Origin of the sequence: Staphylococcus sp. HMSC035D11, assembly GCF_001836075.1 — a bacterium.
Taxonomy (GTDB): Bacteria; Bacillota; Bacilli; order Staphylococcales; family Staphylococcaceae; genus Staphylococcus; species Staphylococcus hominis.
The window spans coordinates 55,973-80,032 of the sequence record NZ_KV827261.1 but is presented as its reverse complement, the minus strand read 5'-3'; the positions used below and the strand labels follow the sequence as shown (position 1 = coordinate 80,032).

Below are 24,060 nucleotides of genomic sequence, written 5' to 3'. Positions count from 1 at the left end.
AATTCAGTTTCGCTTTTCTATGTCTTAAGAATGACATATACTAAAATATCTCATTATTTTTTTAATCATGATAAAATATTAAGTATTTAAAAAAGAAAGGAGTCATAATACATATGGAATTGTTAGAAGCTTTTTTATTATTTATACTTGCCGTTATCATTAGTTCTATTATTTATCATCGCTTCCCCAACATTCCAACAGCTTTCATTCAAATTGCCTTAGGTGTAGCGCTATTCATCTTCCCCATTCCACTACATTTTAAATTTGAACCAGAAGTTTTTATGATGGCTGTCATTGCCCCACTCTTATTTGTGGAAGGGACACATGTTTCTAGAGAAAAGCTTTTAGAATACCGAAAACCTGTCGTGCTTATGGCCATGGGATTAGTATTTACAACTGTGATTGGAGTTGGCTTTTTCATTCATTGGATTTGGCCTAATTTACCGATGCCAGCTGCTTTTGCTATTGCAGCTATTTTATGTCCGACAGATGCAGTTGCTGTATCAGCCATTACTAAAGGTAAAGTATTACCCAAGGGGTCTATGGCAATTTTAGAAGGAGAGTCTCTATTAAATGATGCTGCAGGTATTATTTCTTTTAAAATTGCAGTCACTGCTCTGGTAACAGGTAGTTTTTCAGCTATGAATGCAATTGGTCAGTTTTTACTCTCAACATTTCTTGGTATTTTAGTAGGTGCAATAATTGGTGCTTTAGTCGTCAGTTTACGTGTTTACCTCACGTCTAATAAAGGTTTAAAAGATAGTAATACATTGACTTTCATCCAATTGCTTACTCCTTTTGTCATTTATTTTATTGCAGAAGAAGTCCATGCTTCTGGGATTATTGCAGTTGTGGTAGCTGGGTTAATTCATGGTTTAGAACGAGATCGTCTCATTCGTGCCCAAACTGAATTACAAATGAACTACAATCAAATTTGGAATACATTAAGTTATGCATTAAATGGCTTTGTCTTCGTCGTTTTAGGATATATTGTGCCAGAAGTTATTTTAGAAATTGTACGTAATGAACCACAAAATTTAGTTTTTCTAATTGTGGTGGCATTCCTCATAGCATTTGCCATCTATATCTTTAGATTTATTTGGGTCTATGTTTGGTTTAAAGATTTTTACTATCCAAAAAACGTTGAAGCATATCTCGATGAAGAAGAAGAAACACAACCACCAAAACGGAGTCGTTATGCATTTATTATGACCTTGTGTGGTATTCATGGAACGATTTCATTGTCAATGGCGTTAACGTTACCATTCATTATTAACGGCAATCAAAACTTTGATCATAGAAATGATTTACTCTTTATTGCTTCAATGATGGTACTTATCAGTTTAATTTTTGCACAAATGATCCTTCCATTCATTACGCCATCCGAACAACAATCACACTTCAAAGGTATGAGTTATCAATCAGCTAAAATTTTCATGATTCAACATGTTATTCGCACATTAAAAGAAAAAGCAGATACACACAAAGATATTGATTATCGACCTATTCTGAATCAATATTTTAATGAATTATCATTTTTAATCGACATGGAAAGTGATGATAAAAATACGAAAGAATTACATCGATTAAGAGACATTGCAGAAGATGTTGAAACTGAGACGCTTCAACAGTTAATTAAACAGGAGCGTATTACTAAAAAAGATTTAAGTGATTATCGCAAAGTAATGGAATTGACACAATCATTTAGAGAAATGTCTTTTATTGAGAAATTGAATCGTTTTAGTAAGTTAATCATACTTAGATTTAAAGCGCGAAAAGATTCACGTAAAAGTGTGAATCAATCATCATTTGAACAACAACGCTATACTGACAGAAAAGAATTAAGACATAACTTTAAAAAAGTACAACACATCATACGTATTGTTAATCGTCAGGTGACTTTAAGACTTCAAGAAGAACAAAATAGCACAAATGTTCTCGAAGTCAGTTTAATTATCAACCAATATTATGCATTATCACGTAAGTTAAGACAACATCATAATCGAAAACGTCAACGTGAGGAAAATAAATTCATGTATGAATTAAATACTCAACAACAATATGATGCCAAATTAGATGCATTGTATACTCAACGTCAAATTTTAGATGAATTGATTTCTAGAAATAAAGTTACAAATGAAATTGCCGCACAATTACGTGAAAATATTAACTATAATGAAATTGTACTTGCCAAGGAATTAAATCATTAATATATAGAAAGAACTCAAGAGACCTGTATCTCTCGAGTTCTTTTTATTTTCTTCTACTTTTGTAATTTATAAGGAACCGTCGCTAAAATAACATTTTTTTGATAGAATAAATGCATTTTTAATCGCAAACTCGTTTGATTGTGTAAAAAGTTATGCCATGGTTTTTTAGGAATAAATTCAGTGACAACCACTGTGATGACATAGTTTTGATCATTCGCTTTTTTATTAATTTTATCGATAAATCGAGAAATCGGACGAATGACACTGCGATATTCTGAGTGTAACGTCACTAGTCTAATATCTGGATATTGTTTATTCCATTTTTCAATAAATAAATTATCAGTTTGATCTCCGAAAGATACATGTACAGCAATCACATCATCTGCAATCATATGTGCATAATAAATAGATTTATTTAATGCTGTAGTGATCGTATTAACGGGTACAATCGCTAGATTTTTATCGACCACTGGCATATCTTGAACAATTTTAGTTGTGCTAAGTTGCTCAGCAATATCCTTGTAATGTCTATTAATACGCGTAAATATATATACAACAATCGGTAAAAAAATTAAGATTGGCCATACTTGGTTAAATTTCGTAATTAAGAAAATCATAAATACGATAAAAGTAATAGTACCCCCTATAGCATTTGCAATAAGTTTAGTAGACCATCCTTTTTCACGACCACGAATCCATTTTAAAACCATTCCATATTGAGCTAGTGTAAATGGAATAAACACACCTACTGCATATAAAGGAATAAGATTTTCAGTTTTACCATGGAAAAAGATAATAAGCAACATTGCACAAATGCCTAATGTAATAATTGAATTTGAATAACCTAAACGGTCTCCTCTTACGTTAAACATACGTGGCATATATTTATCTTTTGACATACTTGCAGCTAACATTGGAAAAGCTGTGAATCCAGTATTAGCTGCAAGGACAAGAATCATGACAGTCGTTACTTGTACAAAATAATATCCTACATTATGCCCTAAAATATTCATTGCAAGTTGAGATAATACAGTTGTTTCAGTCTGTGGCATAATACCATACCAATATGCTAATCCCACAATACCTACAAGTAAGAAAGCTAATATCATTCCCATAGTAATTAACGTTTTAACTGCATTTTTAGAACCAGGATCTTTAAAGTTTGTTACTGCATTCGAAATAGCTTCTACACCTGTTAGAGATGATGCACCTGAAGAAAATGCTTTAAGTAATAAAAATAATGTGACACCTGGCACTGCGGTTCCTACTGTCGCCTGCATATGAGGTTCTGCTTGTCCGGTTGCCACTTGCCATGTTCCAATAACAATCATGACTATTAATCCAATTATAAATAAATATACTGGATAAGAGAGCACAGTTGCTGACTCTGTTAAACCACGTAAATTCATTATTAGAATAAATAGTACTAATAAACATGCAATGAATACTTTATGGTGATATAATCCTGGAAATGCTGCGACAAAAGCATCGGCACCTGATGAAATGCTTACTGCGACGGTTAAAATATAATCAACTAATAAAGAGCCACCTGCAAGCAATCCCCATTTTTCTCCTAAATTTGTTTTAGAAACCATATACGCTCCTCCGCCTTTAGGATAAGCATATATAATTTGACGATATGATAGAATCAATGCTGCAAGTAGCACTAAAACAGCAGCCGCAATAGGTAATGTATACCAAGATGCAATAGCTCCAACCACAGATAAAGTAATTAAAATTTGTTCTGGACCATATGCTACTGAAGATAATGCGTCAGAAGATAAAATTGCTAAAGCCTTAAAGTTACTTATTTTTTCATTTTTTAAGTCTCTATTTTTTTTTGGCTTACCAATAATAAGTCTTTTAAATTGAGTGAACATAATCCATCCTTACCTCTTTTTATATTCATTTTTAATGGATAAAATATACTCCCATTTAGTGAAAAAGTATACATTTCCGCGGAAATAATTTAGTATAAATTACATTTTAAGTAACTTTTTACAATTATATTTTTAGAGTATATCTTTTTTTACTAGTTATAAAGAGGTATCAACAGTATTTAATATTTGTATAGAGCGGTTTAAGTTTAAACTTGCTATACTATTTTTAGAGGTTTAATTTTAAGGAGTATTAAGTAAGGAAGTAAGGGAAAATGAGAAAAAATTTTATCATGCTTGGGATGATTTTATTAGTAGGAATCATTATTCTTTCCATAGCTATTAAATTAAAACCTAGTTATTCAATGTTTAGTCCATCGTCACAAAGTTATATCGATAACATGATTGTTAATAAAATGAAAGACGATCATATTCCAGGAATGTCCATTCTTATTGTAAAAAATAATAAGACGATTCTTAATAAAGGCTATGGTTTTTCAAATATTAAAAAGAAATCCAAAGTCACACCAAATACGCGTTTTGAAATTGCTTCAAATACCAAAGCATTTACGGGTTATGCAATAATGCAACTTGTTGAGGCACATAAAATCAATCTCAATGATAAAGTCAGTCATTATATTCCAAGTTTCTATATGAAATATAATCATAAAAAAGTAGATATCACAGTAGATCAATTGATTGCTCAAACAAGTGGTATTTCAGGAGACATCACAAATGATGACAAAATCACAAAAGACACAAACAGTCTAGAAGGCCTTGTTCATAGTATCAAAGGACGTAACTTAGATGCTAAACCTGGCAAGCAATTTGAATATTCCAATATGAATTATGATATTTTAGGTTTGATTGTTCAAAAGGTTTCACATCAATCATATGCGACTTACTTAAGCACACATCTTTTCACTCCATTACATATGACACAATCAACTGTAAAGGAAAGTAATATGAAAAAGAACAATGATGCTCAAGGGTATGTAATCAAAAAAGGAAAAGCTTATGCTGATAGTCCTGAATTTAATTTAGGAGATAATCCAGCTGCCTATATGATGACTAACACGAAAGATTTAGCCTCTTGGTTGAAGTTTCAACTTAATCCGCCAAAAAAGGTAGCATCATTAGTTCAACTAACACATCAACCTAAAGTTAAAGCAATAGATAATTCTCAAGACGTTCACTATGCAACAGGTTGGTTTATTGATGATAATCATTCAGAAACAATTGTATATCATCCTGGTACACTTGAAAACTATTCTTCATATATTATTTTAAATCCAAAAAAAGATTATGGCATTGTAGTCCTTGCTAATAGCTATTCAAAAAATGTAGCCGAACTTGCACAGCATCTCAATACACAAATGAGTAATGGTCAACATATTAAAACGTTACAATATCTTATTAATCAGTGGAATATCCTATTTATCATCATCACTATTATTTTGCTAATAGCTGTAGCAAGTGTTTTCCTAATAATCTATCGTTTAATTTTTAAATTTAAGTCTATTCATTTTAAAACGATGTCTCGTGGATTACTCATCAAAATAAGTATGATGATGTTAACTTTTACACTTATTTTAGCGATACTCCACTTACTTCCAACACTTTTATTATCAAATTCTGATTGGCGTTTTATGATGTCATGGTTACCATTACAAGCGAAAATAACATTATTTAGCTTCGTCTTATTACTGACAAGTCTATGGAGTTATTTTATCCTAAACATCATAACGCGATCCAAACGACCAATATAATCTATTAAAACATGTATTTCTTCTTTTCTTCATTATTATGTTAAGCTTATATCACTAAGACTAAGATTATTAAAGACAGTGTATAGGAGTTTAAATATGAAAAAGAAATGGTTCTTATTACCGATGGCCTTAATAATGCTTGCAGGTTGTGACTATTCTCATAAAGAAGAACAACACGGCCTATTTTATACTATATTTGTAAAACCGATGGATGCTTTACTTCATGTCTTAGGACATGCATTCAATGAAAACTATGGTTTAGCTATTATCGTCATTGTATTTATATTGCGTTTAATACTGATGCCACTCATGTGTATTCAAGTAAAAAATATTCATGTTATTCGTGGCAAAACAGAGGTCGTAAAACCAGAAATTAATAAAATTCAAGAAAAAATTAAAGAAGCTCAATCGCCTGAAGAACGACGTGCAGCAAATAAATTATTAATGAAAAAATATAATGAGTATGGAATCAATCCTTTTAAAAATTTAATTGGTACATTTCCAATTTTAATTCAAATTCCAATTCTTCTCGGACTATATACGTCAATTAAATATCCAACAAGTGGTGGTATTACTCAGCATCCTCATTTTTTATGGTTTAATTTAATGCATACTGATATAATCATGACCATCATTGCAGCTGTGATGTATTTTATACAACCCCTTGTCAACTCAATCCATTATCCCAAAAATGAACGTCGATCTTATTATGTCATGATGGTGTTATCCCCTTTATTTATTACTTATGCATCATTACATTCAGCATCAGCGTTAAGTGTATATTGGGCTATAAGTGCAACTTTTTTAATTATTCAAATGCATTTCGCTCATAGTCATTATGCGAAAGTGGGTAAAATTGAGGGAGAAAAATTAAGACAACGTATAGAAACAAAGCGTCAAACTACTTCAGAAACATCTTTAAGCACTTCTAACCATTGATAAGATCAATTATATAAAAAAGGAAGCGCGTGACTCTCACGCGCTTCCTTTTTTATTTATCGATGACTATTTCGTATTAAATCAATCGTATTCATCCAAACAATATGACCTAATAATTCTGAAATGCGTTCTTCTTTAGGTAAATCTTTAACTTGTGGTGTTAGATTTAATTTAGGCAGTATATATTCATGAAAAGCAATATGAATCAAAATACCGAAGAATGTACCTCTTAATGTCGTTACTTTTGGACACTTTTCAGCAAGTAATCCATATACCATAGCATTTGCAATTGAAAAACCATAATGAATACCCATGACAGTTATAGGTATATCGTTCTCGTTATAACGGTACGTAGCATGTTTAACATTATCAGGTAAATTCAATTTATGCAGTAATGTCATTGGTGGTGGTTCTTCTTCACGTTGTGGCGTTCTAGGAGGGATGAGTGCTTCCCATCCCATTTTAACTGCACCACTTAATAATCCGCCAATAACGCCTGTCATGATAACTCTTTTCGTTGATTGTTTCATTATTTTCACAACTCCTTATCTCACTATATATTGTATTTACCCTTAATAATTAAAAATTAAAAAGTGAGTTAATCACTTTTAACTCACTTTTACACTCTATTTACTTAGCTTGACGTTGCTCTTCTTTGGCATGTACCATATTCGCTACAAATTGATTAATTGGCGCATCGATATGATGTTCTGAACCTAAGCGAGCCACTGCTCCGTTAATATAATCAATTTCAGTACGTCGATTATTATTAATCAAATCTTGATACATTGATGGGAAATGTGGACCTACTTTATCATTTAAATCGATAAGATAATGATAGACTTCATCTGCATTTAAATGTACACCATCAACAGTAGCAACTTCTACTATCTCTTTAGTAATGTCATATACAAGTTTTCTTGCATATTCACTTTCATTTAATGTTGATAAACGACATTCTAAAATTGTACATAGCGCATTTGCTGTCCCATTTACACAAATCTTCTTCCAAATAGATTGTTGCAAGTCTTCACTTTTATGTGGATTGAGCTTCGCTTGTTCTAATAGATTATATATCACTTCAACATTATTCTGTCCCTCTGGCACAAGAGAACCTATCTCTACTGGACCACTACCCATTAAATGAGTATGTCCAGGTGATTCTAAGCCGGCCGTCCACGTAGTTACACCACGAACAATACGTGATTTATCTACATAATTTACAATACGTTCTTCATGTTTTAGACCATTCATTGTACAAACCATAATTGTTGTATCATGAATATGTGGCTGGATATGTGTTAGCATGCTCTCAAGTTGCATAGCTTTTGTAAATAAAAATACAATATCAAATTGAAGATCACTTGGTATTTTTGTATCTTGATACATAGGAATATTTAAATGATAGTCTTCTCCATTTATATCAATATGTAAACCTTCATGTTTTACAGCTGTTGCTTGTGGCTCCCAACCATCAATGAGTGTCACATCATTACCTTGGCGATATAACATTGCACCGAAACCACTTCCCAACGCTCCTGAACCAGCAATTGCTATTTTCATAATATTCGACTCCTTCTTTTAATATTATTTTTAAAATACTACTTTAATAAAGTATCGTCAATAATATAAACAGAATATTCTAAATAATTTGATAAATTTAGAACTTTTTTTATTTTTCAATAATTGACGTAGAAGTCATTATCCCCCTGTATAAGGACTCATTATTATGTTTACATTTATTCTTTTATTCAATATAAAAAAATCTGAGGTACTCTATTCGCACCTCAGATTTAAATTTTATTAATATCCAGTTTTAATTAAGCACGTTTAGCTTTATTTGGAATTAAGAAGAAAATGACAAAGAAAGCAGTTAAAACGATGATGGCATTAAAGAGTACGCCCGCTGAACCACCAAGTTCTAAATTCATTTTCGCTGCACAAACACCATAAATCGTACTTGATAAAGCTACACCAAATGCATTTCCTAGTGATGAAGCCATTTTATACAATCCAGAGGCAACACCCACTTTATCATCTGGCGCTTGATCAACTGCTGTATCTGTAGATGGTGTGGCATACATACCAAGCCCAATACCAAATAGTAGGTAACCAATAATACTTGAAATAATATAAAACAAATTAGGTAAGAAGGTTAGTGATAAAAGTAGTAACCCTAAAAATGTAAATCCACTACCTATAAGCAATGGCTTTTTAGCACCTAATTTTTGTAATAGTTTTTCACCTACACGAATCATTACAAGCACTGCTACTAAATAAGTGATAGAGATTAAACCTGCTTGTAATGAAGTGAAACCTAAATGACTTTGGTAATATGTATTTACTACGATAAGCGTACCACCTGCTACTCCATTTAGCATGAAGTTTGAAAGTGTAGCACCACTATATCCTTTATTCTTAAATAAACTAAAATCAACAAGTGGGTTCTCAGTTTTAAATTCACGAAGAACAAAGAATATACCAGCAATTAAAAATATTCCAAATAACGATAGAATGACAGGTGATAATAATCCACGATCAGAAGCTTGTGTTACCATCACATTGACACTTAATAATGTAATAACTAATAAAATCAAACCTATAAAATCAAATTTTGAACCGCTATTGTCTGTATCCGTATCTGGTTCATTTTTTGTTTCTGGCGTGTGTTTAATTAAGAAAAATGAAAGTATTGACAAAGCAATAGAAATAATAAAAATCCATTGCCATCCTATTGTTGAAGCGATAAATCCACCAAACAATGAACATATTCCACTTCCGCCCCATGAGCCAATAGACCAAAAACTTAATGCACGTTGTCTTTCTTTTCCCATGTAATATTCATTAATTATCGCAAGAGTTGATGGCATAATGAATGCACCTGATAAACCTTGCAAAGCACGTCCAATCAGTAATAACCATGGAACTGGTGTAATAATCAATAATAATGAACCAATGATATTTAAGCCTAGTCCCAAATAAGTCATTTTGACGCGACCAAATTTATCAGCAACATCTCCAGCACCTACAATAAACAAACCAGAAAATAAGGCAGATAAGCTCACTGCAATATTAATAGTACCCAAATCGGTATTAAATGATGATTGTAGTGTTGGCACAATATTAAGTAACGATTGCGCAAACAACCAAAATGTTAATACACTAATAATAATTCCAACGAGTAACCGATTATCTCCCTTAAATTCTTTTGAAGACTCCATTATAAAAAAATTCCTCCTACTTTGCCCAAAAACTATATAATTTTAAACTACATTAAAATTTTATCATAGCTTACTATAATGGGATATAAAAATCTTTTTTTCTTTTTAAATATTATTTTCCAAAATAAATTATCATTTAATATAAATTAAGTGCTAAGTATTTATAAGTAAACATTTTAAACTATCAACTTTAAATTTTCCATACTATAATAAAAAGTGTAGTAAAAATTTTGAATTTTATTAATATACTTAATAGGTGCAAAAATGTTTAATTTATTTATTTTATTACTTGAACGTGTAGGCTTAATTATTATTATTGCTTACATTTTAATGAATATTAATCACTTCAAGACGATTATGAGTGCACGTGAAAAATTACGTGCTCAAATAGAACTCACCATCTTATTTTCATTATTCGCAATTATTTCTAACTTTACTGGAATTGAAATTGAGCATGGCAAAATTATTTCTAGTAATATTTACTATCATCTAAATAATGAAACGTCACTTGCGAATACACGGGTATTAACGATTGGAATGTCTGGTTTAATTGGTGGTCCTTTTGTAGCGATTATCGTTGGTATTATCTCGGGCTTATCACGAATCCTCATTGGTGGCGCAAATGCTTATATTTACCTATTTTCATCAGTCATCATTGCATTAATTTCTGGATTTTATGGATATCGCACCATGAGACATAATCGCTATCCAACTGTTTTAATAGGTGCCATGATTGGATTAATAAACGAAAGTATTCAGATGGCTTGTATTTTAATTTTTGCTGATGATGTTTCTAATGCTTGGGCATTGGTAAAATTTATTGCTTTACCGATGATATTAATTAATAGTATTGGAACTGCGTTATTTTTATCTATTATTCTGTCTACTTTAAAACAAGAAGAGCAAACACGTGCAATTCAAACTCATGACGTCCTTGAATTAGCAAACAAAACACTACCTTATTTTCGTTCAGGATTAAATGAAAAATCTGCTCGTCCTGTAGCTGAAATTATACTGAGGCTAATGAAAGTATCTGCTGTGGCAATTACCAATAAAACCGATATTTTAACACACGTAGGCGCGGGTAGTGATCATCATGTCGCTAAAAAAGAAATCATTACTAATTTATCTAAAGAAGTCATACGTACAGGCCAATTAAAAGAAGCCAATTCAAAAGAGGACATTGGATGTAATAATCCGAATTGTCCGCTTCGAGAAGCTATCGTTGTGCCCTTAATGACGAATGGAAACGTCGCAGGTACTTTAAAATTTTATTTTACAGACTATAACCATATTACGACATCAACTAAACAACTTGCTCGGGGTTTAGCAGATATTTTTTCAAGTCAATTAGAACTGGGACTGGCCGAAACGCAAAGTAAATTATTACGAGATGCTGAAATTAAGTCTCTACAAGCTCAAGTTAATCCACACTTTTTCTTTAATGCGATTAACACCATTTCAGCACTTGTACGTATTGACAGTGAAAAAGCACGCAAGTTACTTTTGCAATTGAGTCAATTTTTCAGATCAAACTTACAAGGTGCGCGTAATAGCACGATTACTTTAGAAAAAGAATTACAACAAGTCAAAGCATATTTATCATTAGAGCAAGCACGTTTTCCAGATCGATTTACAATTAAATATCATATTGATGATGCCTATAAACAAGTATTAATTCCACCATTCATCATTCAAATTTTGGTGGAAAATGCAATTAAACACGCATTCAAACATCGACGAAAAGATAACATTGTTTGTGTAGACGTTCAATACAAAGAAGCCTCATTAAAACTATCAGTTAGTGATAATGGACATGGTATAGCGCCTGAAAAATTACCCTCACTTGGACAAATCAGTGTGGCTTCAGAAACTGGAACTGGTAGTGCACTAGAAAATTTAAATCGCCGTCTCACTGGTTTATATGGTTCTAATGCAAAATTACACTTTGATACATCTAATTACGGAACAACAGTATCCTGTAAGATTCCATATCATTTAATCAAGGAGGAACGTTAAATGAGGACACTTATTGTTGACGATGAGCCATTAGCACGTAATGAATTACATTACTTATTAAATGAAATATCTGATTTCGAAATAATCGATGAAGCTGAAAATATTGAAGACACTTTAGAAAAACTGCTCTGTCACACCTATGATTTAGTGTTTTTAGATATTAATTTAATGGATGAAAATGGGATTGATTTAGCTCATAAAATTCGAAAAATGAAACAACCCCCTTATATCATTTTTGCTACGGCACATGATACGTTTGCAGTCAAAGCATTTGAATTAGATGCAGTTGATTATATATTAAAACCTTTTGAATTAGAACGAATTGAACAAGCAGTTCAAAAAGTAAAACGATTATTAAACGCTAAACAACAGATTCAAACATTGTCAGACCCTATCCACTCTCCACAATCACAAACGAATACTTCTTCTTATACTAATCATCAAAGTGTACTTCCTATCGAAGTGGATGAGCGTATTTATGTCATCAATTTAGACGATATTGTTGCGATTTCTGTGAACAATGGAATTTCGACTATTACGACTTTAAAAAAAACATATGAAACGACAGAACCGCTCAATTATTATGAGAAGAAATTACCTAAGCAGTTGTTTATAAAAATTCATAGAGCTACGATTATTAACAAGCAGTATATCGAAAGTGTCGAACACTGGTTTAATTATACGTATCAAGTGACAATGACAACGAATGTTAAATTTCAAGTTAGTCGTTCATTTATGAAATCATTTAAACAAGAAATTGGTCTTGCTTAATATATATTCTAAGTTAGCTTTTAACCTAACACTTCATATGATCAAGTGTTAGATTAAAAGCTTTTTTAATGACATCACAGTTCATTTATTGTTCTATAAACACTTTCTGATTTTCAACTGGAAAATACTGCAACTCACCTATTAATTTTCGTAACTCACTTCTAAATCTAACTCAAGAAAGCGGTTTCATTTTATACTAACATCAAGAGAAAAGAAAAAGAGGGAGAGTATCAATATGGCGAAAAACAATTCAACTACCGCTAATACTCAAGGAAATAAGAAAGCAGGTAAAACTTACAATTTCTTTATCCAAGTATTAACTATTGTTGCTGTATTATTTGTTTCAAAAATTATTGAATCATTTATTCCGTTTCCAATGCCTGCATCGGTAATCGGACTCGTATTATTATTTATTTTATTAAGTTCAGGAGTCGTAAAATTACGTCAAGTAGAGGGTGTGGGAACCGCTCTAACAAATAATATCGGCTTCTTATTCGTACCAGCCGGTGTATCAGTTATTAATTCGTTACCACTTTTAAGTCAACATCCAATTTTAATTATTCTATTAATTATTATTTCAACATTATTATTATTAGTCAGTGTGGGCTATGTATCACAATTATTTGTAACAAAAACATTATTCCCTACTGAAGAACAAAATGAAAAAACACGACTTAAGGAGGAAAACTAATGGCTGATCACTTAGGTATTACAACACCTTATTTTGGTATTTTAGTCTCATTAATTCCATATATTATTGCACAATATTTCTATAAAAAAACAAATGGCTTTTTCCTACTGGCACCTTTATTTGTAGCGATGGTGGCAGGAATTGTCTTTTTAAAAGTAACAGGTATTAGTTATGATAACTATAAAATTGGTGGAGATATTATCAACTTCTTCTTAGAAGCTGCAACAATTAGTTTCGCGATTCCACTTTATAAAAAACGTCAAGTACTTAGAAAATATTGGTTACAAATTTTTGGTGGTATTGCTGTGGGTACACTAGTAGCTTTAATCTTAATCTATTTAGTTGCAACATTATTCCACTTAGGTGATCAAATTAGTGCGTCTATGTTACCTCAAGCTGCAACAACTGCGATTGCCTTACCAGTATCTGACGGTATCGGTGGTGTAAAAGAATTAACATCATTAGCAGTTATCCTTAACGCTGTCGTTATTTCAGCATTAGGTGGAAAAATTGTAAAAATGTTTAAAATTTCAAATCCAATTGCACGTGGTTTAGCTCTTGGTACAAGTGGACACACACTTGGTGTTGCCGCTGCTAAAGAACTAGGAGAAACAGAAGAATCAATGGGAAGTATTGCAGTAGTAATTGTAGGTGTGATTATTGTTGTAATCGTACCACCACTTGCTTCACTATTATTCTAATAAAAAAAGCGTTGCTGACGAACTAAGTAACAACTTAGTCATCGTCTAAGCAACGCTTTTAATTTATCTTAAACTTTGTACTTGTTTACTAGAACGATGTGTGGGATCTAATTTTTTCTCTAATAAACGTAGACCAATATCAATTAAAATCGCAATTAATGCAATTGGAATCGCACCTGCAAGAATAAAGACTGTACCATCAGTAGAATTCGTTCCACGAATAATAATGTCTCCTAGCGTCGGTGCACCAATAAATGAACCAATAGCAACAATTCCTATTGCTACAACAAGTGCAATACGAATACCACCGATGATTACAGATAGCGATAGTGGAAGCTCAATCATACGCATAACTTGGTTATTGGTCATTCCCATACCTTTACCTGCGTCTTTAATATTGTAGTCAACTTCTGTAATACCTGTGTAGGTGTTTTTTATGATCGGTAGCAAGGAATATAAAAATACTGCAAATACAACCGTTGATGGACCGAGCCCTAACGCCAACATCAGTATAGCAAGCATTGCAATGGCTGGCACGGTTTGAATAACATTAGCAATAGTAATCACTGGCCATGCTATTTTTGAATAACGTGCAATTAAAATACCAATTGGAATGCCAATAATACATGCAAACAATACTCCATATATAGACATTAATAAATGTTTAAAAAAGAGTTCCATCAGATAGCCAAAATTCAAAGTGTAATATTCATAAAGCGAACTTAACAAATTCCCTTTCACTGTTATTGACCACCTTTCTTATCTTCAAAATAGTTATGTTTTTTAATAAATTCTTCTGCAATGACGGCTGGTTCTTTTCCTTTTCCATCTGCTTCATAATTCAGTTTTTGCATTTCTTTTGTACTTATTGTATTTTCTAATTTTGTTAAAGCTTTATCAATCTCTGGATGGTCTTTAATTAATTCTTCTGTGGCTAATGGACTGCCATCATATGGAGGGAAAAAGTTACGGTCATCTTTTAAGATTTTCAAATTATATGCCGCAATACGTCCGTCTGTGGAGTAACCAACGGCAATATCTAATTTTTTGTTTTTAAGTGCATCATACACTAAACCAATTTGCATTGGACGTGCACTTTTGAACTTAAAGCCATACTCTTTTTGGAAAGCTGGGTATCCATCTCCGGCACGATTCATCCATTGCGTATCCATACCCAAGCGTAACTGATCTTTATATTTTTCTAAGTCTGATACTTTTTCTAAGTGATATTTATCAGCAGTTTCTTTTGTTACCATAAACGCATACGTGTTTTCAAAGCCAAGTGAATGATAATATTTTTGATCATATTTCTTTTTAAATAATCGCTGTGACTCATCCATGGCTTTATTCGCATCTCTAGTTGGGGGTGCATCGAGTACACTGGTTAACTCTGTTCCTGTAAAACGCACCGCTGACATATTAGCATCTCCACGCATAAGTGCATTATGTTGAACAATACTTGAACCTAAATTTCCAATAATGATTGGTTTGATATCTCCATTTGTATAATGTTCAATCATTAATTTCTCAATATTTGCTACTATTTTGGTTTCACTACTTTCAGTCGCTGTAATTTTCACACTGTCTTTCGAATTACTGTCACCTAAACCGGGTAAGCCGCATCCAGATAATACTACGAGAGACAATGTAAGAACGATAAATATATATTTAATATTTTTCATAGCTGTTCATTCCTCCCTTTTAAACTATCTAGATACTTTAAGACCTTTAGGTACAGCCCATTTTTCAACTAAAGATAATAAGAAATCCACAATTAGTGCTAAACAAGTCACTAAAATTGTAGCACTAATAATCATTGGTGGTTCATAGAGAGTTAAGCCATTAAATACTAAATCACCTAGACCACCTGCACCAATATAACTCGCAAGTGTAGCCCAGCTAATGACATATACACTTGCAAGACGTATACCACTAATAATTAATGGTAAGGCAAGGGGTAATTCCACATCTTTCATTAATTGAAGTTTTGTCATCCCCATACTTGTTCCAGCTTCAATAATGTTTTTATCAATATTTTGAACTCCTAATACTGTATTATTTAAGATAGGTAATAATACATAGATAAATAAAGCTACAATTGCTGGTGTCTTACCTACACCAAAAATTGGAATCATAAGCGCTAAAATGGCAAGTGTTGGTACCGTTTGAAGTACACCTGCAATAGTCAATACAACATTCGCCGTACGTTTTGTTTTTGATAATAAAATACCAAGTGGTACAGCTACGACAATAGCAATAAGTAACGAAATAATAGAAATATAGAAATGTTCTATCGTTTTCGATACGAGTTCTTCTCCGTATTGTGCAAAAAAGTCTCTCATTAACGATCCACTCCCGTATCATCCGTATTATGGGTATGTTCTCTATCTGTTCCGTTCATAATATCTTCATGATAACGTTGTGTACCTTGTGTTGTTAAACGTTGTTGTGTTTCATTTTGACGTTCATTCTCTCGCTCAACTTCATTTGAATAGGTTTTAGAAGAGTGACTCGTTTCATTCTCTTCACCCCAAATGGAGTCATACACAATATCTACTAAGTTTGCTCGTGTAATCAGTCCAATTAATGTATCATGATCATCTACTACAGGCACATTACGTACATTACGCTTTAAAATAGTTCGCACTGAATCTTGTAGTTTTGAATCGATATGTACTTTATAAACATCACGCTGCATCGTATCAATTAATTCTTTACCTTGACGTAATCCTTGATTTATATCTTCAATATCTAAAAACCCTAAAAGACGATGTTTATTATTCACTACAAAAATAGTGTCTATACGATGGGTTCTCATAATATTGACTGCATCATTAAGAGAATCGTCAGCTTGAATAGTAATTGGTTTGATCATTGCATCTTCAACCGTTCTCATGTTTGGTCGATCTTGAATCAGTCTATTTTGTCCAATAAATTCTCTAACAAAATCATTTGCTGGATATCTTAAAACATTGTCCGGTGTATCATATTGAACGATTTGGCCTTTCGACATGATACAAATTTTGTCTGCTAGCTTAATCGCTTCATCCATATCATGAGTTACAAAAATAAATGTTTTTCCTAACTTTCTTTGTAAATCTTTAACTAAATCTTGTAACGTATCTCTAGTTATAGGATCTAATGCCCCGAACGGTTCGTCCATCAAAATAATGTCTTGTTCTGCTGCAAGCGCTCTAACTACACCAATACGTTGTTGTTGTCCACCCGACAGTTCAGACGGATAACGATCTAAGTAATCCTCAGGTAAATCGACTAATTTAATCAACTCTTTTGCTTTAGCATCTTTCTTTTCTTTAGACCATTTTAAAAGTTTTGGAACGAGCACAATATTTTCTCTGATAGTCATATGTGGCATTAATCCAATTTGTTGAATCACGTATCCAATACTACGACGTAATTCTACTGGATTCATGTTACGTACATCTTTACCATTCATTTCAATTGAACCCTCTGTAGGTTCAATCATGCGATTAATCATTCTTAATGCTGTTGTTTTACCACTACCACTTGTTCCAATAAATGCAACAAATTCTCCAGCTTCAATATTTAAAGAAATATTATCGACTGCTTTCTTATTTCCAGAATAAATTTTAGTAAGGTTCTTTATACTAAGCGTCATAGGATGTCCCCTTCTATCGTATTAATGATGGAAAATTTTAAATACAAAAAAGCCAAAGTATTCTATTTTTGATTGTCTCAATCAAGAACCATATGGCCATTGCGTAATAAAGTTTTAAAAAATTGCATTTTAATAGAAATCGTTAAAATTCCACCACCTATACTTATATACCCTTTATAATTTTTTGAAACATTATTTATATGTAATAATTAATTTTTTTACCTAATTATTTTTTTAAGTTTTTAAATTTAACATTACTTATATACAACTATTCTTTGTAAATAGTACATTCCAACTTTTTTATATTGTCTGCAATTAAAGTTCGAAAAATTGTCAAATTTTTCTAAAGTGTTTAACAATTCATTTATATATATTTGAATTTCTGAGTTCCTAGTATTAATCTATAATTACAAAGTGTTTTTTATTATGAAAGGGATGTTATATATCATGAAAGCAGCAGTATGGTATGGTCAAAAAGATGTTCGCGTTGAAGATCGTGAACCAAAAGAATTAAAAGATAACGAAGTAAAAGTTAAAGTATCTTGGGCTGGTATTTGTGGTACTGACTTACACGAATATTTAGAAGGTCCAGTATTTATTTCAACTGACAAACCTGATCCATTCTTAGGTCAAAAAGCACCTGTAACTTTAGGACATGAATTCTCAGGTATCGTTGAAGAAGTGGGGAAAGACGTTACAAAATATAAAAAAGGTGACCGTGTCGTTGTAAACCCAACTGTTTCTGCACGTGAAAAAGAAGAAAATTTAGATTTATATGATGGGTATACATTCATCGGATTGGGTTCAGATGGTGGTTTCGCTGAATTTACTAATGCACCTGAAGACAATGTGTATCACTTACCTGAAAATGTGTCTGCTCAAGAAGGTGCATTAGTTGAACCAACAGCAGTAGCAGTGCAAGCTGTTAAAGAAGGTAACTTATTATTTGGTGATACAGTGGCTATCTTTGGTGCAGGTCCAATTGGTTTATTAACAGTCGTTGCAGCTAAAGCAGCTGGTGCTAGTAAAATCTTTGTATTTGATTTATCAGAAGAACGTTTAGCTAAAGCTAAAGAAGTGGGCGCAACTCACGTTGTAAACTCTGGTCATACTGATCCACTAGAATTCGTAAACGAACATACTGAAAACGGTGTAGATGTAACCTTTGAAGTAGCTGGTGTTGGCGTAACATTAGCACAATCTGTAAAAGTAACACGCCCAAGAGGTAGTGTTGTCATTGTTTCAATCTTTGCACACGAAGTTAACTTTGATCCAATGTTATTGACAAACTCTGGTGTTAAATTAACGTCTACTATTGCTTATACACCAACAACATTCCAACAAACAATTGATTTAATCGCAAATGGCAGCTTAGATGTTAAGAGCGTTGTAACAGATAAAATTGAATTAGCTGACATCGTTGAATCAGGATTCAATCAATTAGTGAATGATAAATCACAAGCTAAAATCCTAGTGAAATTAAATGGTGACCAAAAATATTAATTAAATGTTTTAACCCTGTAAAGCAGGAAAACTGCTTTACAGGGTTTTTTGTATTATTTCAAATCATACGATTCTATGCCTGTTATCTCTATTTTTATTTATCATTTATTCCCTTTCTACATCGGTTTCACTACATACTTTTTCATAACATTATCATCATTATATTATAGAAAAAATTTAATAAACTCCTTTTAATAATATTTTGAAATCTATTAAATATTTAGTTTGACTAATTAAATGATAAGCGTATAATTATATCGTGTTTTTTTTATAAAAAATAAAATAAATTAAAAGGAGTATTTATGGGAAAGAATAAAAACGATAATAAAATTAGCCTAACGCAACTCGTGTTACTCGGTTTAGGTTCGTTAATTGGTTCTGGTTGGCTCTTTGGCGCATGGGAAGCATCTTCAGTAGCTGGACCAGCAGCCATTATCTCATGGGTCATAGGTTTCATAGTTATTGGAACGATTTCTTATAACTATATTGAAATAGGAACAATGTTTCCACAATCTGGTGGCATGAGTAACTATGCTCAATATACACATGGTTCATTACTTGGCTTCATTGCTGCATGGGCAAATTGGGTCTCACTCGTAACGATTATTCCAATTGAAGCAGTATCTGCAGTCCAATATATCAGCTCTTGGCCTTGGGACTGGGCTAAGCCAACTCAGGCATTGATGCATAATGGTTCTATAAGTACAGTTGGTTTATTTGTTGTTTACATTATCATCATTGTCTTTTCATTATTAAATTATTGGTCTGTAAAATTATTAACGTCATTTACAAGTTTAATTTCTGTATTTAAATTAGGGGTGCCACTCCTAACAATTATTATGTTAACGATCTCAGGGTTTGATGCAGGAAACTATGGTCATTCCTTGAATACATTTATGCCATATGGTAGTGCTCCTATCTTTGCAGCAACAACAACATCAGGTATTATCTTCTCATTTAATGCATTCCAAACGATCATTAATATGGGCTCAGAAATTAAAAATCCTGAGAAAAACATTGCACGTGGTATCGGCATTTCACTAATATTAAGTGCAATTTTATATATTATCTTACAAAGTACATTTATCACTTCAATGCCACAATCAATGATTCATTCACATGGTTGGCACGGTATTAACTTTAATTCACCATTTGCAGACATGGCAATTTTATTAAGTATTAATTGGTTAGCCATTTTACTTTATATTGAAGCCGTAGTATCTCCATTTGGTACTGGTGTATCATTTGTAGCCATTACTGGTCGCGTATTAAGCGCTATGGAAAAAAATGGTCATATTCCTAAATTCTTAGGAAAAATTAATTCAAAATATAATATTCCACGTGTTGCGATTGCATTTAATGCTGTCATGAGTATGATCATGGTAACGTTATTCCGCGATTGGGGGGTACTTGCAGCTGTTATTTCAACTGCAACATTAGTAGCCTATCTTACAGGTCCTACTACCGTTATTGCGTTACGTAAAATGGGGCCTAAATTGCATCGTCCCTTCCGTGGTAAATTATTAAAAATCATGGCACCTTTATCATTCGTATTAGCATCATTGGCCATTTATTGGGCAATGTGGCCTACTACAGCAGAAGTTATTTTAATTATTATTTTAGGTTTACCAATTTACTTCTTCTATGAATATAAAATGAATTGGAAAAATACTAAAAAGCAAATTGGCGGTAGCTTATGGATTATTGTCTATCTTATTTTATTAGCTGCTATGTCATTTATAGGTAGTAAAGAATTTAAAGGTATGAACTGGATTCACTACCCATATGACTTTATTGCTATTATTGTGTTGTCCCTCATTTTTTATAAAATTGGTTCTTCAAGTCACTTCAATAGTATTTACTTCAAACGTGCTAAGAAAATCAATAAAAAAATGAAAGATGGTTCGCCAGAAGAAGCGGAAGCAGCTGCTAAAGGTAACGAATAATCATTCAAACGTCTGAAACAAGTTAGAGAATAGTCTCAACTTGCTTCAGACGTTTTTTTTAATGTTATATTAGATATAAGATAAGTATGGAGATGATACTGTTGACCTTAATTAAAACACATGGCGGAGATATTAAAGGCTATACTAAAAAGAAAATTAATTACTTTCTCGGGATTCCTTATGCTAATCAACCTATCAATGAACATCGATTTAAACACTCGAAATGCTTAAAAACTTGGAATAAGACCATTGAAGCAACATCGTTTAAATCTATACCACCACAACCCTACAACAAACTCGAAACCTTCTTCTCATCACATGCTCAATTATTTAATCAAAGTGAAGACTGTTTATATTTAAATATTTGGTGTCAAAATAATCAATATAACAATAAGCCTGTCATTATCTATTTTTATGGTGGTGGCTTTGTGAACGGACATGGTTCTCAGGAACTTTATACACCTGAACATATTGTTGAACAACATGATGTCATTGTCATTACGTTTAATTATCGTTTAGGTGCTTTAGGATTTTTAGACTGGTCTTACTTCAATAGCGATTATAATAAAAACAATGGTTTGTCTGATCAAATTAATGCACTCAAATGGATACATACGTTTATTAAATATTTCGGTGGAAATTCAAACAATATAACATTAATGGGACAGTCTGCTGGTAGTATGAGTATTATGGCATTAATGCAACGACCAGAATTAGATAAATACTATCATCAAGTGATGTTATTAAGTGGAACGCTACGTCTTGATTCTCATTTATTAGGACAAAAGAAAGCAGCCCATTTTGCCTATCTGAAAGATACCTATTTTCCTAAAAAAAGAATGACTCATTTAACAACTTTAGAGATATTATCATTAATGGCTTATGATGAAGCATCACGCGGAAAATCAAAAGGTCTTGAATTGATTTATGCACCTATTCAAGAGTCAAACATGTCTCGTCCCCTTTCTCAATTTACTAAACCGGTTGTTATAGGTACTACGAAAGAGGAAGGCAATATTTATATTCGCAATGAATCTAGAAAATTATCACCTGAGCGCTTTGTGGAAGTCATGACATTAAATGATATACACCTTCACATTTCTCAAGCTCAAACTGGTAAAGACCAAGCCCGTATGGTGACAACGCATTATTTTGAAACACCTGCAATTTCATTTTTAAATCAACTTGACAACAATCCCCATTGTTGGAAATTACGTTTTGACTGGTGCCTTTCTAATGCATCACCGTTTCAATCTGCTTATCATATTTTAGATTTAGTGTTTTGGTTTGGAAAATTAGAGATTTTAAAAGCGCATGGTGTGAACTCATTAGAACATGAACGTCATCTCAGTAAACACATGATAGATGATTTAATCTATTTTGCGACATACCACACTATGCCGTGGCCATCTTATTCTCCTCAAACACCTTATTGTTATATATATAAATAAAAAGAAGCGGAACAATGAATTCAAAATGAATTCTGTTCCACTTCCTACTTAATTTTTTATATAAGACATATTTTTTAAACTTATGACAATAATAAGACCCATAGCTCCAACCATTGCGCTCACAATCGTGACTGCTTGAACAGAGATATTTGAAACAACGAGTCCTCCAATAATGCCCCCAAATCCTATTCCCGCATTCAGACTCGACATATTCCAACTCATCACTTGACTCGTATCACCTTCAACATGTTCAATTATACCACTTTGAATTGCTGGGTTGGTACTCCACTGTACAATATTCCATATAAACAATCCAATTAATAATATGGTAACAGTATGCAAAATAAGATTCATTATCAACATCATAACTATAAAAATAGAAAAGGCAATGATTAGCCAACGTTTACTGCTAAGTTTATCTGCTAATATGCCACCTAACGACGTACCAATCACTCCTGCAATCCCATTCACTAATAACGCCAATGATACAAATCCCATTTGATGACCATGATTCAAAATAAGAGGATTAATATAAACAAATGTCACAGAATTTGCTACTAAAATTAAAAAAGTAATTGCTAAATATTTGACTACCTCCACCGGTCTTAAAATTTTAGATGTATTTGGCTGTTTATTTGAAGTTGAACCCCATTGACGTTGAACTTGATTTAATTCTGATGTTGATGGTAAATATACCATCATCAGTACACCAGCTATCACACTCACAATAATAATAAATAAGAACGTAAATCTCCAACCTATTGCATCCCCAATCATCGTACCGATTGGGACGCCAAATACATTAGCCCCACTAAATCCAGTATAAACGACACCAATCATTTTCCCTCTATTTTTAGGTATCGTTAACATCGCTGTTAAAGCTAAGACTTTAACGATAATGAGTGAAGCGGCTGCTGAAGATAAGATACGTCCAATCACTAAAATAGTAAAGTTAGGCGCCATCGCAATCATTGCATTTCCAATGATAAATGCAACGAGTGTCCATAATAAGACCGGTCGTACTGCAAAGCGATTCGTAAGCTTAACAAGTATGGGTCCACAAATAGCGAATGTTAATGCATATAAAGTCACAAGCTGACCAATAATCGCTTCAGAGACACCGAGGTCTTCACTCATTAAATTCATAATTCCTGCAACCATCATCTCAACCATACCGACGATAAACACACTAATAATGAAGGTTGCCACTCGCATGACAGACATGCATAGGACTCCTTTCTTTCTATATTTTGGCATAAAAAAACAGTTACGCAATGGTAACCTTTATCATTCGTAACTGTTTCATTATATAATAATTTCTT

Annotated in this window: 19 protein-coding genes; 10 read left to right on the top strand and 9 right to left on the bottom strand. The window is 32.5% G+C overall.

All coding sequences use genetic code 11. The features are described from left to right. The first annotated feature begins 113 nt into the window (after positions 1 to 113). A complete protein-coding gene (locus HMPREF2647_RS07435; protein WP_070859819.1) occupies positions 114 to 2,210 on the top strand; it encodes a cation:proton antiporter in 2,097 nt (698 codons plus the stop codon). Between the two features lie 53 nt (positions 2,211 to 2,263). Here HMPREF2647_RS07435 and HMPREF2647_RS07430 read toward each other — a convergent pair whose 3' ends face one another. Then, positions 2,264 to 4,090, bottom strand: a complete 1,827-nt coding sequence (locus tag HMPREF2647_RS07430; RefSeq protein WP_070859817.1) for an APC family permease — start codon at positions 4,088 to 4,090, stop codon at positions 2,264 to 2,266. Between the two features lie 272 nt (positions 4,091 to 4,362). Here HMPREF2647_RS07430 and HMPREF2647_RS07425 point away from each other — a divergent pair, with 272 nt between their 5' ends. Together HMPREF2647_RS07425 and yidC are read left to right on the top strand one after the other, a co-directional pair. Further along, complete coding sequence (locus tag HMPREF2647_RS07425) at positions 4,363 to 5,856, top strand: serine hydrolase domain-containing protein (protein WP_070859815.1); 1,494 nt, start codon at positions 4,363 to 4,365, stop codon at positions 5,854 to 5,856. A gap of 96 nt (positions 5,857 to 5,952) precedes the next feature. Further along, positions 5,953 to 6,795, top strand: coding sequence for a membrane protein insertase YidC (yidC, locus tag HMPREF2647_RS07420; RefSeq protein WP_048762182.1), 843 nt, complete (start codon positions 5,953 to 5,955; stop codon positions 6,793 to 6,795). 56 nt (positions 6,796 to 6,851) lie between these two features. Here the strand turns inward: yidC and HMPREF2647_RS07415 are convergent, their stop codons facing one another. The 3 genes from HMPREF2647_RS07415 to HMPREF2647_RS07405 all read right to left on the bottom strand — a co-directional run bounded on the left by HMPREF2647_RS07415 (position 6,852) and on the right by HMPREF2647_RS07405 (position 10,016). Then, entirely contained in the window at positions 6,852 to 7,325 is a 474-nt protein-coding gene (locus tag HMPREF2647_RS07415; protein ID WP_048762183.1) for a DUF1440 domain-containing protein, read from the bottom strand. Between the two features lie 100 nt (positions 7,326 to 7,425). Further along, positions 7,426 to 8,358 (bottom strand): 2-dehydropantoate 2-reductase, encoded by a 933-nt coding sequence (locus HMPREF2647_RS07410; RefSeq protein WP_017174989.1) that lies wholly within the window; start codon positions 8,356 to 8,358, stop codon positions 7,426 to 7,428. A gap of 257 nt (positions 8,359 to 8,615) precedes the next feature. Continuing rightward, entirely contained in the window at positions 8,616 to 10,016 is a 1,401-nt protein-coding gene (locus HMPREF2647_RS07405; RefSeq protein ID WP_070859812.1) for an MFS transporter, read from the bottom strand. 264 nt (positions 10,017 to 10,280) lie between these two features. On the opposite strand from HMPREF2647_RS07405, the gene HMPREF2647_RS07400 reads away from it, so the two are divergent. The 4 genes from HMPREF2647_RS07400 (at position 10,281) to lrgB (ending at position 14,198) form a co-directional block, all read left to right on the top strand. Then, positions 10,281 to 12,035, top strand: coding sequence for a sensor histidine kinase (locus tag HMPREF2647_RS07400; protein WP_069723821.1), 1,755 nt, complete (start codon positions 10,281 to 10,283; stop codon positions 12,033 to 12,035). Then, positions 12,036 to 12,806 (top strand): response regulator transcription factor LytR, encoded by a 771-nt coding sequence (locus HMPREF2647_RS07395; protein ID WP_017174992.1) that lies wholly within the window; start codon positions 12,036 to 12,038, stop codon positions 12,804 to 12,806. 235 nt (positions 12,807 to 13,041) lie between these two features. Beyond that, positions 13,042 to 13,497, top strand: coding sequence for an antiholin-like murein hydrolase modulator LrgA (gene lrgA, locus HMPREF2647_RS07390; RefSeq protein ID WP_017174993.1), 456 nt, complete (start codon positions 13,042 to 13,044; stop codon positions 13,495 to 13,497). Continuing rightward, positions 13,497 to 14,198: an antiholin-like protein LrgB gene (lrgB, locus tag HMPREF2647_RS07385; RefSeq protein WP_002448343.1), complete on the top strand. Its 702-nt coding sequence runs from the start codon at positions 13,497 to 13,499 to the stop codon at positions 14,196 to 14,198. Before lrgA ends, lrgB begins: the two co-directional genes overlap by 1 nt. A gap of 63 nt (positions 14,199 to 14,261) precedes the next feature. Here the strand turns inward: lrgB and HMPREF2647_RS07380 are convergent, their stop codons facing one another. Genes HMPREF2647_RS07380 through HMPREF2647_RS07365 form a run of 4 tightly spaced genes read right to left on the bottom strand, consistent with a single transcriptional unit; the run spans position 14,262 to position 17,838 of the window. Continuing rightward, the gene (locus tag HMPREF2647_RS07380) at positions 14,262 to 14,939 is read right to left on the bottom strand and encodes an ABC transporter permease (RefSeq protein WP_070436362.1); all 678 of its coding nucleotides are present in this window, start codon (positions 14,937 to 14,939) and stop codon (positions 14,262 to 14,264) included. A 2-nt stretch (positions 14,940 to 14,941) separates the two neighbouring features. Beyond that, positions 14,942 to 15,880 (bottom strand): osmoprotectant ABC transporter substrate-binding protein, encoded by a 939-nt coding sequence (locus HMPREF2647_RS07375; RefSeq protein ID WP_048762189.1) that lies wholly within the window; start codon positions 15,878 to 15,880, stop codon positions 14,942 to 14,944. A gap of 24 nt (positions 15,881 to 15,904) precedes the next feature. Continuing rightward, the gene (locus HMPREF2647_RS07370; protein ID WP_017174996.1) at positions 15,905 to 16,540 is read right to left on the bottom strand and encodes an ABC transporter permease; all 636 of its coding nucleotides are present in this window, start codon (positions 16,538 to 16,540) and stop codon (positions 15,905 to 15,907) included. Further along, entirely contained in the window at positions 16,540 to 17,838 is a 1,299-nt protein-coding gene (locus HMPREF2647_RS07365; RefSeq protein WP_070859810.1) for a betaine/proline/choline family ABC transporter ATP-binding protein, read from the bottom strand. The genes HMPREF2647_RS07370 and HMPREF2647_RS07365 overlap by 1 nt, the downstream gene beginning before the upstream one ends. A 447-nt stretch (positions 17,839 to 18,285) precedes the next feature. Between HMPREF2647_RS07365 and HMPREF2647_RS07360 the strand changes: the two genes are divergently transcribed. The 3 genes from HMPREF2647_RS07360 (at position 18,286) to HMPREF2647_RS07350 (ending at position 22,738) form a co-directional block, all read left to right on the top strand. Then, on the top strand, positions 18,286 to 19,341 hold the full coding sequence (locus HMPREF2647_RS07360; protein ID WP_002448606.1) for a 2,3-butanediol dehydrogenase: 1,056 nt from the start codon (positions 18,286 to 18,288) through the stop codon (positions 19,339 to 19,341). Positions 19,342 to 19,643: 302 nt separating this feature from the next. Then, positions 19,644 to 21,287: an APC family permease gene (locus HMPREF2647_RS07355; protein ID WP_048762191.1), complete on the top strand. Its 1,644-nt coding sequence runs from the start codon at positions 19,644 to 19,646 to the stop codon at positions 21,285 to 21,287. 101 nt (positions 21,288 to 21,388) lie between these two features. Further along, entirely contained in the window at positions 21,389 to 22,738 is a 1,350-nt protein-coding gene (locus HMPREF2647_RS07350; protein ID WP_048762192.1) for a carboxylesterase family protein, read from the top strand. Positions 22,739 to 22,786: 48 nt separating this feature from the next. Here the strand turns inward: HMPREF2647_RS07350 and HMPREF2647_RS07345 are convergent, their stop codons facing one another. Further along, the gene (locus HMPREF2647_RS07345; protein WP_049382410.1) at positions 22,787 to 23,962 is read right to left on the bottom strand and encodes an MFS transporter; all 1,176 of its coding nucleotides are present in this window, start codon (positions 23,960 to 23,962) and stop codon (positions 22,787 to 22,789) included. Positions 23,963 to 24,060: the final 98 nt, after the last annotated feature.

Excerpts from the sequence above, each read along its gene's own strand:
- HMPREF2647_RS07435 (WP_070859819.1), top strand. The coding sequence starts at position 114 with ATGGAATTGTTAGAAGCTTTTTTATTATTTATACTTGCCGTTATCATT.
- HMPREF2647_RS07430 (WP_070859817.1), bottom strand. The coding sequence starts at position 4,090 with ATGTTCACTCAATTTAAAAGACTTATTATTGGTAAGCCAAAAAAAAAT.
- HMPREF2647_RS07425 (WP_070859815.1), top strand. The coding sequence starts at position 4,363 with ATGAGAAAAAATTTTATCATGCTTGGGATGATTTTATTAGTAGGAATC.
- yidC (WP_048762182.1), top strand. The coding sequence starts at position 5,953 with ATGAAAAAGAAATGGTTCTTATTACCGATGGCCTTAATAATGCTTGCA.
- HMPREF2647_RS07415 (WP_048762183.1), bottom strand. The coding sequence starts at position 7,325 with ATGAAACAATCAACGAAAAGAGTTATCATGACAGGCGTTATTGGCGGA.
- HMPREF2647_RS07410 (WP_017174989.1), bottom strand. The coding sequence starts at position 8,358 with ATGAAAATAGCAATTGCTGGTTCAGGAGCGTTGGGAAGTGGTTTCGGT.
- HMPREF2647_RS07405 (WP_070859812.1), bottom strand. The coding sequence starts at position 10,016 with ATGGAGTCTTCAAAAGAATTTAAGGGAGATAATCGGTTACTCGTTGGA.
- HMPREF2647_RS07400 (WP_069723821.1), top strand. The coding sequence starts at position 10,281 with ATGTTTAATTTATTTATTTTATTACTTGAACGTGTAGGCTTAATTATT.
- HMPREF2647_RS07395 (WP_017174992.1), top strand. The coding sequence starts at position 12,036 with ATGAGGACACTTATTGTTGACGATGAGCCATTAGCACGTAATGAATTA.
- lrgA (WP_017174993.1), top strand. The coding sequence starts at position 13,042 with ATGGCGAAAAACAATTCAACTACCGCTAATACTCAAGGAAATAAGAAA.
- lrgB (WP_002448343.1), top strand. The coding sequence starts at position 13,497 with ATGGCTGATCACTTAGGTATTACAACACCTTATTTTGGTATTTTAGTC.
- HMPREF2647_RS07375 (WP_048762189.1), bottom strand. The coding sequence starts at position 15,880 with ATGAAAAATATTAAATATATATTTATCGTTCTTACATTGTCTCTCGTA.
- HMPREF2647_RS07370 (WP_017174996.1), bottom strand. The coding sequence starts at position 16,540 with ATGAGAGACTTTTTTGCACAATACGGAGAAGAACTCGTATCGAAAACG.
- HMPREF2647_RS07365 (WP_070859810.1), bottom strand. The coding sequence starts at position 17,838 with ATGACGCTTAGTATAAAGAACCTTACTAAAATTTATTCTGGAAATAAG.
- HMPREF2647_RS07360 (WP_002448606.1), top strand. The coding sequence starts at position 18,286 with ATGAAAGCAGCAGTATGGTATGGTCAAAAAGATGTTCGCGTTGAAGAT.
- HMPREF2647_RS07355 (WP_048762191.1), top strand. The coding sequence starts at position 19,644 with ATGGGAAAGAATAAAAACGATAATAAAATTAGCCTAACGCAACTCGTG.
- HMPREF2647_RS07345 (WP_049382410.1), bottom strand. The coding sequence starts at position 23,962 with ATGTCTGTCATGCGAGTGGCAACCTTCATTATTAGTGTGTTTATCGTC.